The 620-nt window shown below is 43.4% G+C and carries 1 pseudogene; it reads right to left on the bottom strand.

Annotation, left to right across the window (positions count from 1 at the left end):
• Positions 1–620, bottom strand: a pseudogene (locus ACFINH_RS10270) (hypothetical protein); the annotation flags it as partial.

The following is a 620-nucleotide window of genomic DNA, read 5'->3' as shown; positions in this document are numbered from 1 at the left end:
GCAAGATTTTTCTTGGAAGCGAATTGGGCAAAATCTTTCCTAGCAATGAACTTGATCACAGCCTTGTTGCCAAGATTTATAGCTCCCTTGGCTGCTCCAGCTCCTCCAGCAAAGTTTTCTAATACTCCGGCTGATAATCTTCCACTTTCAAAACCAGCATTAAAAGCTCCGTCAACTCCCGCTTTTTCAATATTCTCTTTTACGTAATCTATATCCCCTATAAAGGAATCCTCAACACCTCCCCAGAATTGACCAGCACCTTCCCAGACATCATCAATCACATGTCCACTCACGACCCAAGACGCTCCTGTTCCAATGTCTTTAAAACTCTTTTCAACGCCCCCCCGTGGATTGCTAGCAAATATTATCATTTGTAACATCATGTTCTTCACAGCGCCATCAGCTAACTCGTATAGCTTGATTGGTATATCGGCAATGAGACCAGTCATAATTCCTGTCGAAAAAGTTCTATCTTGTTGTTCATCAATCTCGAACCATTTTTCGTTAACATCTCTTCGACACTGATCATCAGGGCACTCTTCTAACTCTTTCTTCATCTGAGCGCGTTGTGCACTACCCAAAAAGTTATTTGCAGCGGCATTACCTGCGGCATCAGCGCC

It is taken from the genome of Bartonella sp. AA74HLJMH, assembly GCF_042197045.1.
Taxonomy (GTDB): domain Bacteria; phylum Pseudomonadota; class Alphaproteobacteria; order Rhizobiales; family Rhizobiaceae; genus Bartonella.
The sequence above is the reverse complement of the archived record's forward strand: the minus strand, read 5'-3'. Positions and strand labels throughout refer to the sequence as shown.